The sequence below is a fragment of the Agrobacterium sp. RAC06 genome, from assembly GCF_001713475.1.
In the GTDB taxonomy this organism is placed as follows: domain Bacteria; phylum Pseudomonadota; class Alphaproteobacteria; order Rhizobiales; family Rhizobiaceae; genus Allorhizobium.
This window is the reverse complement of record NZ_CP016499.1, coordinates 1,788,904-1,803,063: the sequence shown is the minus strand read 5'-3', so window position 1 is coordinate 1,803,063 and position 14,160 is coordinate 1,788,904. Positions and strand designations below refer to the sequence as shown.

16 protein-coding genes are annotated in these 14,160 nt (G+C 61.6%); 11 read left to right on the top strand and 5 right to left on the bottom strand.

Translation table 11 applies throughout. From position 1 onward, the window contains the following. Window positions 1-46 precede the first annotated feature (46 nt). From BSY240_RS08820 to BSY240_RS08800, 5 genes are all read left to right on the top strand, one after another. A complete protein-coding gene (locus tag BSY240_RS08820; protein WP_082347605.1) occupies window positions 47-784 on the top strand; it encodes a helix-turn-helix transcriptional regulator in 738 nt (245 codons plus the stop codon). Between the two features lie 345 nt (window positions 785-1,129). Continuing rightward, on the top strand, window positions 1,130-2,284 hold the full coding sequence (apbC, locus tag BSY240_RS08815; protein ID WP_069042041.1) for an iron-sulfur cluster carrier protein ApbC: 1,155 nt from the start codon (window positions 1,130-1,132) through the stop codon (window positions 2,282-2,284). A gap of 155 nt (window positions 2,285-2,439) precedes the next feature. Beyond that, a complete protein-coding gene (locus tag BSY240_RS08810) occupies window positions 2,440-3,417 on the top strand; it encodes a magnesium transporter CorA family protein (RefSeq protein ID WP_069042040.1) in 978 nt (325 codons plus the stop codon). Between the two features lie 15 nt (window positions 3,418-3,432). Then, window positions 3,433-5,334 carry a potassium transporter Kup gene (locus BSY240_RS08805; protein WP_069042039.1) on the top strand — a complete coding sequence of 634 codons (1,902 nt, stop codon included), beginning with the start codon at window positions 3,433-3,435 and terminating at the stop codon, window positions 5,332-5,334. 192 nt (window positions 5,335-5,526) lie between these two features. Then, on the top strand, window positions 5,527-6,702 hold the full coding sequence (locus BSY240_RS08800; protein WP_069042038.1) for a cell wall hydrolase: 1,176 nt from the start codon (window positions 5,527-5,529) through the stop codon (window positions 6,700-6,702). Window positions 6,703-6,707: 5 nt separating this feature from the next. On the opposite strand, the gene BSY240_RS08795 is transcribed toward BSY240_RS08800, so the two are convergent. Next, complete coding sequence (locus BSY240_RS08795; protein ID WP_069042037.1) at window positions 6,708-6,902, bottom strand: hypothetical protein; 195 nt, start codon at window positions 6,900-6,902, stop codon at window positions 6,708-6,710. A 382-nt stretch (window positions 6,903-7,284) separates the two neighbouring features. On the opposite strand from BSY240_RS08795, the gene BSY240_RS08790 reads away from it, so the two are divergent. The 5 genes from BSY240_RS08790 to BSY240_RS08770 all read left to right on the top strand — a co-directional run bounded on the left by BSY240_RS08790 (window position 7,285) and on the right by BSY240_RS08770 (window position 9,911). Beyond that, window positions 7,285-7,647, top strand: a complete 363-nt coding sequence (locus BSY240_RS08790; RefSeq protein WP_054148835.1) for an AtpZ/AtpI family protein — start codon at window positions 7,285-7,287, stop codon at window positions 7,645-7,647. Window positions 7,648-7,704: 57 nt separating this feature from the next. Further along, a complete protein-coding gene (locus BSY240_RS08785; RefSeq protein ID WP_054148980.1) occupies window positions 7,705-8,454 on the top strand; it encodes a F0F1 ATP synthase subunit A in 750 nt (249 codons plus the stop codon). A 72-nt stretch (window positions 8,455-8,526) separates the two neighbouring features. Beyond that, the gene (locus BSY240_RS08780; RefSeq protein ID WP_006726635.1) at window positions 8,527-8,754 is read left to right on the top strand and encodes a F0F1 ATP synthase subunit C; all 228 of its coding nucleotides are present in this window, start codon (window positions 8,527-8,529) and stop codon (window positions 8,752-8,754) included. Between the two features lie 81 nt (window positions 8,755-8,835). Beyond that, a complete protein-coding gene (locus tag BSY240_RS08775; protein WP_054148836.1) occupies window positions 8,836-9,426 on the top strand; it encodes a F0F1 ATP synthase subunit B in 591 nt (196 codons plus the stop codon). A 5-nt stretch (window positions 9,427-9,431) separates the two neighbouring features. Beyond that, a complete protein-coding gene (locus BSY240_RS08770; protein ID WP_054148837.1) occupies window positions 9,432-9,911 on the top strand; it encodes a F0F1 ATP synthase subunit B in 480 nt (159 codons plus the stop codon). 173 nt (window positions 9,912-10,084) lie between these two features. On the opposite strand, the gene BSY240_RS08765 is transcribed toward BSY240_RS08770, so the two are convergent. Next, window positions 10,085-10,762, bottom strand: a complete 678-nt coding sequence (locus BSY240_RS08765) for a ribonuclease HII (RefSeq protein ID WP_069042036.1) — start codon at window positions 10,760-10,762, stop codon at window positions 10,085-10,087. A gap of 141 nt (window positions 10,763-10,903) precedes the next feature. Then, window positions 10,904-12,061: a PA0069 family radical SAM protein gene (locus BSY240_RS08760; RefSeq protein ID WP_069042035.1), complete on the bottom strand. Its 1,158-nt coding sequence runs from the start codon at window positions 12,059-12,061 to the stop codon at window positions 10,904-10,906. Between the two features lie 131 nt (window positions 12,062-12,192). Between BSY240_RS08760 and BSY240_RS08755 the strand changes: the two genes are divergently transcribed. Continuing rightward, entirely contained in the window at window positions 12,193-12,714 is a 522-nt protein-coding gene (locus BSY240_RS08755) for a glycosyl transferase (RefSeq protein WP_054148840.1), read from the top strand. Here BSY240_RS08755 and moaB read toward each other — a convergent pair whose 3' ends face one another. Together moaB and BSY240_RS08745 are read right to left on the bottom strand one after the other, a co-directional pair. Next, a complete protein-coding gene (gene moaB, locus BSY240_RS08750; RefSeq protein WP_054148841.1) occupies window positions 12,715-13,263 on the bottom strand; it encodes a molybdenum cofactor biosynthesis protein B in 549 nt (182 codons plus the stop codon). It abuts the gene before it with no gap. Beyond that, on the bottom strand, window positions 13,260-14,159 hold the full coding sequence (locus tag BSY240_RS08745) for a 4-(cytidine 5'-diphospho)-2-C-methyl-D-erythritol kinase (protein WP_069042034.1): 900 nt from the start codon (window positions 14,157-14,159) through the stop codon (window positions 13,260-13,262). The genes moaB and BSY240_RS08745 overlap by 4 nt, the downstream gene beginning before the upstream one ends. Window position 14,160: the final 1 nt, after the last annotated feature.

Sequence of the window (14,160 nt, the reverse complement as noted above, 5' to 3'; positions counted from 1 at the left end):
TCTCCTCGATAATCACGACCGGTGACCCGGTATGGACGGGTGTGTGATGACGAACCAGGACATGGCAGCCGCGGAGCGTGTCGAGGGTCTGATCACGGACGTGAAGGGGTTCAAGACCCAGTTCGACGTCTTCCGCTTCATGAAGCGGGTGACGGAGCTCTACGGCGCCCGTGCCTTCATGGTGCTGAACATGCCGGGTGCTACGGCACAGGAACTCGGCAGCAGCTCGATCATCACCAACTGGCCTTCCGATCTCCTGACCGAGTTCGATCAAATTTCCCTGTTGTCGGGCAGCCCTGTGCTGGCCCATCTGCGTCGCTCATCGATCCCCTTGCGTTTCGACATCGATGACGTGGCGCAGCAGCGCGACAGCCGCTCCGGCGAAATCTCCAAGGCGCTGTTTACCCGCTTCCGCATGAACCGCGGATCCTATTTCCCCGTCCATGATGCAACGGGTGCCCGAGGGGCTGTCTCCTTCATTGGCGACCGCGAGCCCTTCAACACGCTCGAGATGATGGAGCTCGCCTATATCGCGACGCATGTGTTCAACCGCCTCGCTGAAATCCGCGAGATGGACAGCCGCAACAGTGACATGCTGACCGAACGGGAGCTCGACTGCCTCAACTGGACGGCGGCCGGCAAGACCAGCGTCGAGATCGCGGAAATCCTGACGCTCTCCGAGCACACGATCAACCACTACCTGAACCGCGCGACGAAGAAGCTGGACGCGGTCAACCGCACCCAGGCCGTCGCCAAGGCCCTCCGGCTCGGCTTGATAAAGTAAGGGTAAACGCTGGTGCATTTTTGTGCGCCACACATCATGTCAGCCTAGTTTCCCGGCACAATCCCGATCTGGTGACGCCCGTGGCATGCTTCAAGGCCGCATTTCCCGCCCTTTCAAAACTGGCACGCTTTCTGCATTGCTAGTGTTAGTCCAGAGGGGACGTTGCACGACACCCGTCAAAGGGTGCAGCCTGACAAGCCGCCGCGGGGGGTGCTCTCCGCAGGCGGCTTGTCTGTTTCTGCCACAAAGGTCGCAGCCCTAAGCCGCATTTGTTGTTGGCGAATGTCTCATGCTCCATTATCTGATTTCCCAGACTTAAAAGACGTAAGCGGAAAGAAGATTGAAATGGCCGAACTGTCGCGTGATCGGGTGATTGAGGCGCTGAAGGGAATCCGCGGACCGGATCTCGATGGCAACATTGTCGACCTCGGCATGGTCTCGGATGTCTTCATCTCCGACGGAAAGGTCTACTTCTCCATCAATGTGCCGGCCGAGCGCGCCCAGGAACTGGAACCGCTGCGCCAGGCGGCTGAGCGGACGGTGAAGGCATTGCCCGGTGTGAACGGTGCGGTCGTCAGTCTGACCGCCGAGCGCAAGCAGGGCTCCACGCCGCCGCCGCCACGCCCGCAGCCTGCAGCGCCCACCCACAGCCACGGCCACAGTCATGGCCCGGCGCAGAGCGGACCTCAGCGCACGAAGGCCGGCGTCCCCGGCATCGAAGCCATCATCGCGGTCGCCTCCGGCAAGGGTGGCGTCGGCAAGTCGACCACGGCGGTCAACCTGGCCCTGGCCATGAAGGCAAACGGCCTGCGGGTCGGCATTCTCGACGCCGATGTCTACGGCCCTTCCATGCCGCGCCTTCTCGGCATTACCGGACGCCCGCAGCAGATCGAGAACCGCATCATCGTGCCGATGGAAAATTACGGCATCAAGGTCATGTCGATGGGCTTCCTCGTCGATGAAGGGACCGCGATGATCTGGCGCGGCCCGATGGTCCAGTCGGCCCTCATGCAGATGCTGCGCGAAGTCGCCTGGGGCGATCTCGACGTGCTGGTCGTCGACATGCCGCCGGGCACCGGTGATGCGCAGCTGACCATGGCCCAGCAGGTGCCGCTGTCGGGGGCGGTCATCGTCTCCACCCCGCAGGACCTTGCCCTCATCGACGCGCGCAAGGGCCTGAACATGTTCAACAAGGTCGAAGTACCCGTGCTCGGCATCGTCGAGAATATGAGCTATTTCATCGCGCCCGACACCGGAAACCGCTACGATATCTTCGGCCATGGTGGCGCGAGGGCGGAGGCCGAGAAGATCGGCGTGCCCTTCCTCGGCGAAGTGCCGCTCACCATCTCGATCCGCGAGACCTCGGATGCGGGAACTCCGGTCGTAGTGAGCGAACCGGACGGGCCGCAGGCGAAGATCTACCGCGACATCGCGACCAAGGCCTGGGAACAGGTCAAGGCTCGATCGGGTCGCGCAGCGCCGGCGATCGTCTTCGAATAATCGCTGAGCAGCGGCCTCGACCGGCCATTGCTTTGCCCCGTCGAGGCGTGCGTCGGCTGCATTGCTGTGCTGCAACAATTGCTTTGGCATTCCATTCGGGACTATGATTGTCTCCGGAGCTTAACCGCGCGGCGTGCCATGAAGGTGACCAGTCCTTGATAAGGGCCTATCGACGAGACGGAAGTGCCGAAATCATCGGCATCGAGCCTCAAGCCAGCAATTTCCCCGATGACATCATCTGGATCGACCTGATCAAGCCGAGCCGCGACGAGGAACACTTCGTCGAGAGCCGGATCGGCATTCCGCTGCCGACCCCGGATGAGCTGAAGGACATCGAACCGTCCAGCCGGCTCTATGTCGAGCACGATGCGATCTACATGACGGCCTCGCTGCTCTACAGGGCCGATTCCAGCTATCCGCTGCTCACCGACGTCGCCTTCATTCTCCATCGCGGGCGCCTCATCACCATCCGCTATGCCGAGCCCAAGGCCTTCGAACTCTTCAGTGCGAGTCTCCTGCGCCTGAACGGACAGTGCGACACCGGCGCGAAACTTCTCGGCCATCTCTTGGAGACGATCGTCGACCGGACTGCCGAGATCCTGGAAACGCTGGCCGCACGCCTCGATGCGCTCTCGATCACGGTCTTTGTCAATCGCAAGGCCGCCAAGCGTCGTCCGCCGCGCTTCCTGGAAGACAAGCTGCTCGATATCGCCAGCCATCATCAGCTCGTGGGGAAGGTGCGTGACAGCCTCGTCTCCTTGTCTCGCCTGGTTCTTTTCCTGCAGTCGCAGCCGGCGGTGCGCCGGGAGGAAGAAGCCGCAGAACTCTGCGGCCTGGTTGTCCGCGACCTTCAATCGCTTGGCGAGCACGCGGCTTTTGTCGCCAACAACATCACCTTCATGCTCGATGCCTCGCTCGGCCTCATCAATGTCGAGCAGAATGCCATCATCAAGATCTTCTCGATCGCCTCGGTTGTCTTCCTGCCACCGACCCTTGTCGCGTCGATCTACGGCATGAATTTTCAGTTCATGCCGGAACTCGGATGGAACTTCGGATACCCCATGGCGCTTTTTGCCATGCTGCTCTCCGCCATCATCCCCTTCTTGTTTTTCCGTTGGAAAGGCTGGCTCTAAAGAGCCTGGTATCCCATGCCACAACTCGATCACCAGCCTGCGGCTGGTCCGAAGGATGCACGCAGTCTTTTTCTTCTCGCGCTCGGTTCTGTCGGTGTCGTCTATGGCGACATCGGCACCAGCCCGCTTTACGCCTTCCGCGAGGCGCTGAAGCCGATCGGTGTCGACGGCATCACCCGCGTCGAAATCATTGGCCTCATCTCGCTGATGATCTGGTCGCTCACGATCATCGTGACGCTCAAATATGTCCTCTTCCTGCTGCGTGCCGACAATGACGGCGAAGGCGGCACCCTGTCGCTTCTGGCGCTGCTCTCGAAGTCGGCAAACGGTCACGGTCCGGTCCTGATGGTGCTGGGCCTGATCGGCGCCGCACTCTTCCTCGGCGATTCCATGATCACGCCGGCGCTCTCGGTCTTGTCGGCCGTCGAGGGATTGAAACTCGTCGCGCCGGACATGTCCGATTACATCGTGCCGATCTCGCTTGCGATCCTGATCGGCCTCTTCGCGGTCCAGTCACGAGGAACGGGGGCGGTGGCCCGCTTCTTCGGGCCGATCACGGCGCTCTGGTTTATCGTCATGGCAGCTGGCGGCATTATCCATATCTTCGACGACGTCGGCATCTTTGCCGCCTTCAATCCATGGTATGCGGTAAGCTTCCTGCTGCACGAAGGCTTCCTCGGCATTGTTGTCCTCGGCGCCGTGTTCCTCACCGTCACGGGTGCGGAAGCGCTCTATGCCGACCTTGGACATTTCGGCCGCAAGCCGATCCAGCTCGCCTGGTTCGCGCTCGTCTTTCCGGCGCTCGTGCTGAATTATCTGGGGCAGGGCGCGCTGGTCCTCAGCGATCCCTCCACGGCCTCGGATCCATTCTTCCTGATGTTTCCATCTTGGGCGCTGCTGCCGATTGTCATCCTCGCGACCTTCGCCACCATCATTGCCAGCCAGGCGGTGATCACGGGTGCGTTTTCGCTGGTTCGCCAGGCGATCCACCTCGGCTTCCTGCCGCGCATGCAGATCCTGTTCACGTCCGAAACCCAGAGCGGCCAAATCTACCTGCCCTCGGTCAACACGCTTCTGCTCGTCGGCGTTCTCTCGCTGGTTCTTCTCTTTGAAAGCTCGGAAGCGCTGGCCACGGCCTACGGCATCTCGGTGACCGGCGCCATGGTGGTGACGACCATCATGGCTTTCGAATTCGTCCGCAAGAAATGGAACTGGAGTCTGGTGCTTGCTGCAGCAGTCCTGACCCCGCTCCTTCTGCTCGAACTGGTCTTCCTCGGCGCCAACCTTTTGAAGATCCATGATGGCGGCTACATACCGGTTCTCTTCGCCGCAGCCTTCACGGTGGTCATGTGGACCTGGCGTCGTGGCACGGCAATCCTCTTCCAGAAGACCCGCCGCGACGATGTCCCGCTCGAAGCCTTTGTCGCCATGATCGAGAAGAAGGGCGAGCACAGCCCGGCCCGCGTGCCCGGCACGGCAATCTTCCTGACCAGCGACCCGACCCGCGCGCCGGCCGCCTTGATGCACAATCTGAAGCACAACCACGTCATCCATGAGCGCAATATCATCCTGACCATCCGCACGCTGGGACGCCCTCGCATTGCCGAGGAGGATAGGTTCGAGGTCGAGGAACTGTCGGAACGCTTCTCGCGCGTCGAGATCCGCTTCGGCTTCATGGAAACGCAGAACGTCTCCAAGACGCTGGCCAGCCTGCGCCGCGGCGGGTTGAAGTTCGACATCATGTCGACCTCCTTCTATCTCGGCCGTCGCAAGCTGGTGGCAGGGCAGGGCATGGGCATGCCCCATTGGCAGGACCGGCTCTATATCGTGCTTGCGGAAGCCGCAGCAGACCCGTCCGACTATTTCCGCCTGCCGGCCAACCGGGTGATCGAACTCGGGTCACACGTCATCATCTGACGGGCCCAGCGTCCCTCCGTGAGCTTCAGGACCGTCGGCACGCCCGGCGGTCCTGCCGCATTTGTCCGGATGCTCCCAAAGCTGTGATCGCGCATTAACCAAGCATCAAGGTTAACGAGAGATATTCCTCTAATGTAATCCTGTTTGGGTTCGAAGCATCGGACCCGTGTCAGCGTGTGTTGGAGTGTGGCCTTGCGTCCCAAGTTTCGTCCTTCGAAGAAGGTCCTCTTCCGACTGGAGAACTGGACCTCTCCCCTGGTCTTCGGCCTCGCGTCCTGGCTGATTTTCCCCTCCGTTGCCGCCCAGGCCGATATGGCGGGCCTTCTGACCGGTCTCGACCGTGGTGCCAGCAACTGGCGCATGGTGATGACATCAACGCCGGCCGGCTCGATCCACGAAGCCAATCTTGCCTTCTCGGAAGCGGAGGCGTCCGAGGCGCTGTCCGGTGGCGCTGGCTTGATCCTGCCCGACGGCCGCCGCATCGCCTTCGACGGCGGCAAGGCCGCCCCTGATTCGTTGCCGGATGAAATGCGTGTCACCCGCGACCAGAAGAAGGGCCGGGTCATGGCCGTCGAGCCCATGCTGCCGCCGCGCGCCTTCTCGGCCGGATCTATCCTGCAGCGGACGAGCTCGCTGATGGAGCCCGAGCTTGGAGCACCATCCGTCTTTGCCCACGAGGAAGACAAGACCAAGCCCGTCGAGCTCGCAAGCTTCTATTTCAAGCGCGAAAAGCCGGCCGCCGATCCCTCCCTGTCACCTATGATTGCTGATCTTGTGACCAATTCCGTGCCTGACGTGCTGGCGACCGCCTATGCGCCGCCGGCCCCGGACTACGCGAGCGTTTCGCCCTTCGACAGCATCCTGACCGACCAGCAGGAAGACCAGGGCCGTTTCATCCCCGATATCGACCCGAAGGATCACGCCTGGGCCGCGACGCCGCTGCCGGCAGCCGTATTTTCCGACAAGGAACAGAAGTGCCTGGCGGAAGGCATCTACTTCGAAGCCCGGGGCGAATCGGTGAAGGGTCAAGCCGCGGTCGCCCAGGTCATCCTCAACCGCGTGCGCAATCCGCATTATCCCGATACGATTTGCGGCGTGGTCTATCAGAACGAAAACTGGCGCAACCGTTGCCAGTTCTCCTTCGCCTGTGATCGCATTCCCGACATCGTCACGTCGCCTCGCCATTGGAAGATCGCCAAGGAAATTGCCATGGCTGTCACCGCCGGTAAGATCTGGTTCAAGGATGTCGGTTCCGCCACCCATTACCACGCAACCTATGTCAGCCCGGCCTGGGGCCCGACGATGAAGCGCGTTGAAAAGATCGGCAAGCACATCTTCTACCGCACCTATGGAGGCGGCTGGAGCTGATCCGATCAGCGCAGCCGGTCGAGCCAGTTCGACAGCAGCGGTACGATCAGGAAGGATGCCGCATAGGTGAGTGGCACCGTGACGAAGATGTATAGCATCGGCGTCAGATTGCCCTCCGGGCCAAACGCGAATGCCGCCTGCACGCCGATCATCCAGCCAAGGGCAAGGCTGGTTAGAATGCGGACGATGAAGCGTGTCATGGTTCCCCCGGGCAGGACTTCTCCCTGGAGCCTCCCATGTCTGTCCCCGTTCCGCAATCTTCCCAGCATGGCCCATGCGGGCCGACGATGACGCAAGTCACACGACTCCGTGAATGTGGCAGATTCTGGTCCATGCTTGCGACGGATTGACCGGATTTGTCGTCCGTCATCTGCGACGATTCTGCATCTTGGACTTAAGTCTATGATTTTTCGGGGTTAATTTGTGGTGAAACTTGGTGCTGTCACGCCTTGACTATGCAGGGGCTCAAAATTATGGTGCGGCCGACTTCAAAGCGGGCCAGAAGGGTTTCTATCTCGCCGTTTCTGCATTCAATTCGGGCGCATAAACGGCCCATGAGACAGGCGACGGTCGGAGAAAGCCATGACGGACCACCGGGAAGAAGATCTGGAAGAGCGCCGCAGACGGCTGACCACGGAACTCGCTGAGCGGGATGCCAAGGTCAAGGACGAGGAGCGAGCCGAGATCAATGCCGACCAGACCCGCAAGGGATATGGTATGGCAATGAAGATCTCGAGCGAATTCATCTCCGCCATCATTGTTGGTGCCATCCTGGGTTATCTTTTCGACTACTTTGTGGGCACGGGGCCATGGGGCATGATCGTCATGCTTCTTATCGGTTTCTGCGCCGGCGTGTTGAACGTCATGCGCGTCGTCGGGATCGTGGCATCGCCACATCCGGCGGATCGCAGACTGGACTTGGACGACAAGGGCAACGGTCGCTGACGCGCCGGCCCGGAAACGAGAATGACCGCTTCGGCGGCGAAAGCGAAAGAGCAGAACGTGGCAAACGATCCCACTTCCCAGTTCCTTGTGAAGCCGATTGTACCGATCGAAATCGGCGGGATTGATTTTTCGTTCACCAACGCCTCCCTGTTCATGGTGGCAACCGTGGCTGCCGCCTCGGGCTTCCTCTACTTCTCGACCGCCAATCGCGGTCTCATCCCGACGCGCATGCAGTCGGTCGCCGAAATGGCCTACGAGTTCATTGCCTCCATGCTGCGCGAAGGCGCGGGCTCCAAGGGCATGCACTTCTTCCCGATGGTCTTCTCGCTGTTCATGTTCGTCCTGACGGCAAACCTGCTCGGCATGTTCCCCTACTTCTTCACGATCACCAGCCAGATCATCGTCACTTTTGCCCTGGCGCTGTTCGTCATCCTGACGGTCCTGATCTACGGCTTCTACAAGCACGGTCTGCACTTCCTCTCGATCTTTGCGCCATCCGGCGTTCCGGGCGCACTTTTGCCGCTCGTGTCGACGATTGAGGTCGTGTCCTTCCTGTCGCGCCCGATCAGCCTTTCGGTTCGTCTCTTCGCCAACATGCTGGCCGGTCACATCACGCTGAAGGTCTTCGCGGGCTTCGTGGTGTCGATGAGTGCTGCCGGTGCCGTCGGCGTCGCAGGCTCCATCCTGCCCCTCATCATGACGGTCGCCATGACCGCTCTCGAGTTTCTCGTTGCCTTCCTGCAGGCTTACGTCTTCGCGGTACTGACTTGCATGTACCTGAACGACGCCGTGCATGGTGGTCACTGAGAATAAAGTCGCTGGCCCCGGTTTCCCGGGTGTCAAAAACAGCCGCAACAACCCATTCGAAGGAGTATCCATATGGAAGCGGAAGCAGCAAAGTACATCGGCGCGGGTCTCGCATGCCTCGGCATGGCTGGTACGTCCCTCGCTCTCGGCCGTATCTTCGGTGACTACCTGACCGGGGCACTGCGCAACCCGTCTGCTGCTGACAGCCAGTTCGGCCGTCTGGTATTCGGCTTCGCCGTTACGGAAGCTCTGGGCATCTTCTCGCTGCTCATCGCTCTCCTTCTCCTGTTCGCCGTCTGATAACGGCTGGAGTTTGAGATCACGGCGCGCCGACAAGGCAGCCGTGATCTCGCGCATTTGAGCATACACCTGGAGGTGAGCATGTTTGTGACCCCCGCCTTTGCCCAGGAAACCCCGGCAGAAGGCCAGCTTCACACAGAGACCGGCGTGGCCCACGACGAGGCTCATGGCGGCGGCGTGTTCCCGCCGTTCGATTTTTCGACCTATCCGTCGCAGCTTCTGTGGCTGGTGATCACGTTCGGCGTGTTCTACATGCTCATGCAGAAGGTCATCGTCCCGCGCGTCGGCGGCATTCTTGAGAACCGCCACGACCGCATCGCCCAGGATCTCGACGAGGCTTCTCGTCTGAAGTCCGAAGCCGATGCTGCCATCGAAACCTACGAGCGCGAATTGACTGCGGCCAAGGCGAAAGCCGGCCAGATCGCTTCTGCCGCTCGTGATGCATCCAAGGCCAAGGCCGATGCGGAGCGTGCTGCGATCGAGACGGAACTGTCCGCCAAGATCGCCGCTGCCGAAAGCCGCATCGCCGACATCAAGGCTCGCGCTTTTGCTGAAGTCGACACGATCGCGATCGACACTGTCGGCGCAATCGTTGAAGAACTGATCGGCGCCAAGTCGACCGCGGCCGACATCAAGGCCGCCGTCTCCGGCGTCGCAAAGCAGGGGGCCTAAGCATCATGGACTCTTCATTTTTCGCGCTCGTTGCCCTCGTCCTCTTCTTCCTCCTGCTCGCCTACCTGAAGGTACCGGGCATGATGGCGAAGGCTCTGGATGAGCGCGCCGACAAGATCCGCGACGAGCTGGCCGAAGCCAAGCGCCTGCGCGAAGAGGCTCAGCACCTGCTGGCCGAATACCAGCGCAAGCGCAAGGAAGCCGAAGCCGAGGCTGCAGCCATCGTGGCCGCCGCCGAGCGCGAGGCCGCTGCCCTGACCGCGGAAGCCAAGCAGAAGACCGAAGAGTTTGTTGCACGCCGCAACGCACTCTCCGAGCAGAAGATCAAGCAGGCCGAGACCGAAGCCGTGAACGCCGTTCGCGCTGCAGCCGTCGACCTTGCGATCGCAGCTGCCGAGAAGGTCCTGGCCAAGAAGTCCGACGAAGCCGTGCAGCAGTCGCTGTTCAAGGCCTCCGTCGGTGAAGTGAAGTCGCGCCTGAACTGAGTTCGGCCGACCGCGGACAAGTTGCTGATTGTGACGCCCCGACCGGTCTCCGGTCGGGGCGTTTTCTTTTTCGCTGTGTAGCCTGTCGAGATGGATGAAGCGCGAAGTATGGTCGTCAGTGCTCTGTGGCATGTACGCCCGGTTACGGTTGCAGGTGCGCGCAGATATGAGGTCTAGAGGTCTGCGTCCGCTGGCGTGGCGGTGATCTTCAGCGGTCGGAAACTCATCCGGTGCAAGGGGCAGGGGCCGTGGGTCACGATCGCGCTGCGGTGGCGGTCCGTGCCGTAGCCCGCATGGACCTCAAAGCCGTAATCGGGATAGACGAGGCCAGCTCTCACCATCATCCGGTCCCGCATCACTTTGGCGACGATCGAGGCGGCAGCGATCGAGACGGAACGCGCATCGCCCTTGACCACCGCTTCACCCGAGCACAAAAGGCCGAGCGGCACATCGCGACCATCGGCGAGCACATGCCGGGCCTCCTGATCGAGGCCGGCCACGGCCCGGCGCATGGCATCGAGGCTCGCCTTGCGGATGTCGATGAGATCGATGCGCTTGGGCGAGGAGGACGCAATCGAAACGGTCGCTTCGGCCAGGATATGCTCATAGAGGACCTCACGCTGGGCGGCGGAAAGCTTCTTGGAGTCGTTCAGCCCGTCGGGGATCCGCTTCGGATCGAGGATCACGGCTGCGGCGACCACCGGGCCTGCCAGAGGCCCGCGTCCTGCTTCGTCGGTCCCGGCCACCGGCCAAAGGCCCTGGCGCTTGGCGCGGCTCTCAAGTGAGAAATCCGGGACGAGGGGCAAGTCTGGAAAGAGGCCAGGAGAATCGGGTGGCGTGCGTCGTTTCATGCGGCAGAAATCGCACGCGCACCCGACCTCCTGCAAGTCCCCGGTCCCAATCGCGATCATGGCGAAAGGGGCGGCTTACCAGGGACTAAATCCGGTGCGAGGCGGCGGACAACAGCACCGGAATACGAAAACAAACCCAAGTCAGAGCAGCGAGAGCTGCACTCCGTCGCTGTCGGGCGAGATGAACAGGTCTTCCCTGAGATGCAGGCTGCGGCGCATCAGGCCGAGCCGCTTGGTCGTCATCTCGAAGCGACGGCTGATCTGCCAGGCATAGGGACCGGCTCCCTTCATCCGCTTGCCGAATTCGGCATCATAATCCTTGCCGTCGCGCATCGAGCGAACCAGTGACATCACGTGACGATAGCGGTCCGGATAGTTCTGCAGCAGCCAGTCGCGAAATAGCGGGCTCACTTCGAGCGGCAGGCGCAACAGCACATAACTCGCCTCAGTCGCCCCTGCGGCCTTGCCGCTGTCGAGAATGCGTTCGATTTCGTGATCGTTGAGAGCGGGAATGATCGGCGCCATCATAACGGCCACAGGAATGCCGGCCTCTGAAAGCGTCTTGATCGCCTCCAGCCGTTTGGCCGGTGTCGAGGCACGGGGCTCCATCGTCCGTGCCAGTTTGCGATCCAGCGTCGTCACCGAGATGCCGACTTTCACCAGCCCGCGCTCTGCCATCGACGTCAGGATGTCGATATCGCGCAGGATGAGCGCGGACTTCGTCACGATCACAACCGGATGGTTCGCCTTGTCCAGGACTTCCAGGATCTGTCGCATGATGCGCCATTCCCGTTCAATCGGCTGATATGGATCGGTATTGGTGCCGATCGCGATCGGTTTCACCTTGTAGCCCGGCTTCGACAGTTCCCGTTCCAGCAGGCGTGGCGCATCCGGCTTGGCAAACAGCTTGGCCTCGAAGTCGAGGCCTGCCGACAGGCCCATATAGCTGTGGGTCGGCCGGGCGAAGCAGTAGATGCAGCCATGCTCGCAGCCGCGATAGGGGTTGATCGAACGGTCGAAGGGAATGTCGGGTGAATCGTTGCGGGTGATGACCGTGCGCGGCTTCTCGACCTGAACTTCGGTCCTGAAGGGCGGCATGTCCTCGAGCGTATGCCAGCCGTCATCGAAGGCGACGCGCTCCTGGCTCTCGAACCGGCCGGCCGGATTGATCCCGGCCGCACGTCCGCGCCGCCGATCGATCTCGATCCGCATGCCGGACGCGTTCATCAGCGCATCGGCAATATCTGCCGTATTGCCGGGCTGAAAGGCAGCCTGGCTCACAAGAGACAGCTCGGTCATGTTTGGCTCCTCGCGGGCGTTCAAGCCTCGCTCAATGACTTTATTCCTAGCGGCAAAAAGAGAACAATGCAAGAACAAACTTCGGAAAACTGTCTGTGGCAAAACTTTGTGCAATGCGATAGATATAGGCAATGCTGACAGTGATCATGGAATGCCACGACCAGGAACCCGAGCTCGCACAGACCTTGTCCGTGCTGGTGGCCGGCGCTGTCGAGGGTCTGGTCAGCGATGTCATCGTGCTTGACCACGGCTCGACCGATGGTTCGTCCTTGGTTGCCGACGCTGCCGGATGCCGATTTTATCAGCAGTGGGACATGAAGGACGTGCTGGCGACAGCGCGCGGCGAATGGCTGCTCCTCATCGAACCCGGTGCGCGGCTCGGCCAGGGCTGGGTGGACGAGGTCGCGGAATATGTCGCGCTCAATAAGGCGCCCGCCCGTTTCTCCGAATCGCGGCTTTACCGGCAGCCCTTCTACCGGCGGCTGACCCGCTCGACGCCGCTGCTCGAGAATGGCCTGCTGATCCCGAAGCGTCAGGCACAGGGGTTGGCTGGCGAGGGCAGGGAACTGCTTCAGCTTGCGCGCGGTCACAAGCCGCGCCGTCTCGCCTCCGAGATCATTCCGTCCTGGGTCGCCCGTGAGGCGCGCCGCTGATCAGCCTTGGCTGCGCTTCAGATGCTCGTCGAGCCTGGGCATGATTTCCACGAAATTGCAGGGCATGTGCCGATAGTCGAGCTGCGGCTTGATGATACCGTCCCACGCATCCTTGCAGGCGCCGGGCGAGCCCGGCAGCACGAAGATGAATGTGGCGTTGGCAACGCCACCCGTCGCGCGGGACTGGATCGTCGAGGTGCCGATCTTGTCATAAGAGATGCGGTGGAAGACTTCGGAAAAGCCGTCCATGCGCTTTTCGAACAGCGGCTCCAAGGCCTCGGGCGTGACATCCCGCCCGGTAAAGCCCGTGCCACCGGTGGTGATGACGACATCGATCTCGGGCGTCTTCGTCCAGGTCTCGACCTGGTCCCGGATCGTCGTCTTGTCGTCCTTGACGATCGCCCGGGCAACAAGCCGGTGACCAGCCTCTTCGATGCGCGCGACCAGCGTGTCCCCGGATTTGTCGTCGGAAAGGCTGCGGGTGTCGGAAACGGTGAGCACCGCAATGCCAACGGGAATGAAGGGGCGGCTTTCGTCGATGCGGCTCATCGGCTCTCTCCCTGAACGGTACGTGTGAGGAGCACATACCAGTTCGGCCGATAGGCCGAAAGCGCCAAGGCCGCCTTCATCGCCGCAGCCTCGGTCTCGTAGAGCCCGAAACAGGTGGCGCCAGAGCCAGACATGCGCACAAAACCTGCCAGGCTCTGCCGCAGCAGATCGCAGGCCTCGGCAATCTCGGGCACCAGCGCTTCTGCCGGCGGCTGCAGGTCGTTGCGCAGGGCGGAGAGCGACTGCATCCACGCAGAGAGACTGGAAGATTGGTCCATCTCGCCGATCGGATCATTGTCGCGGCGCTGAAGGCTGCGAAAGATCTCCGGCGTGGAAACGGGCTTCAGCGGATTGATCAGCACCAGCGGTACGGAGGGCATGGCAACTGTCTCGATCGTCTCGCCGATCCCGCGCGCGCGCAGCGGCGTCGAGGCAAGGCACATCGGCACATCGGCGCCTAGCTGCACTGCGATCTGCTGCAACGTCTCCGCCGGCAGCTCCGCCTTCCAGAGCCTGAGGAGACCGCGCAATGTCGCTGCGGCATCCGCCGAACCACCGCCGATCCCCGACGCGATCGGCAGGCTCTTGTCGAGAAGAATGGAAACAGCGCCATGTGGCTGGCCGCATTCATCGAGGGCGGCCCGAAGCAGATCGCGCGCATTCAGAACCAGATTGTCATCGCCTGAAAGCGCAGCCCCAAAGCGCCCGACGATACGGAAACTGTCTGTGTCTGCCGTCTCGAAGGTGAGTTCGTCGCCGTCCTCGGCAAAGGTCACGAGACTGTCGAGAAGATGATAGCCGTCGTCCCGCCGACCTGTGACGTGCAAAGCAAGGTTGATCTTGGCCGGAGCCGTCTCGACGATCCGCTCCGGCCGGCGCTCTGCAATGTCTTTCATT